The sequence below is a fragment of the Trebonia kvetii genome, from assembly GCF_007827045.1.
In the GTDB taxonomy this organism is placed as follows: Bacteria; Actinomycetota; Actinomycetes; order Streptosporangiales; family Streptosporangiaceae; genus Trebonia; species Trebonia kvetii.
Map to the genome: position 1 here is coordinate 1 of NZ_RPFW01000063.1, position 403 is coordinate 403.

Annotated in this window: 1 protein-coding gene; it reads right to left on the minus strand. The window is 33.0% G+C overall.

What is annotated here, in order from left to right; all coding sequences use genetic code 11:
* A partial coding sequence (locus EAS64_RS48175) for a DUF817 family protein (RefSeq protein WP_145862461.1) occupies positions 1-402 on the minus strand: 402 nt, incomplete at its 3' end.
* Position 403: the final 1 nt, after the last annotated feature.

Below are 403 nucleotides of genomic sequence, written 5' to 3' on the forward strand. Positions count from 1 at the left end.
CGGCATTTGATAACGTTTTGTCCGCAATACAAAAGTAAATTTAGTTTTCCAGAAAATCATTAAAATAAAGAGATAAAAGATATTTCTGAAATCAAAGCCAAAGGTTCCACTAAAAAAGTTGAGATAAATAAGAACAGAAATACCAATGGACATCAACCAATGCGGCCAATTGATTGCTTCTAAATCAAACTCTTTTATTGCCCGAACAATATAAGAACCAATTGCCGAGTACATAAAAGCACTGTATAAGGGAACATCCATAATTTTAAATAAGCCGGCATCTGGATAGGACCAACTCCCATGCTTTACTTTAAATATTTCTAAAATCATTCCCAAAACATGGAAGACCATGATTGGAATTAAATCATAAGCTCGCTCATATTTGCTGACCAAAAGTATCATT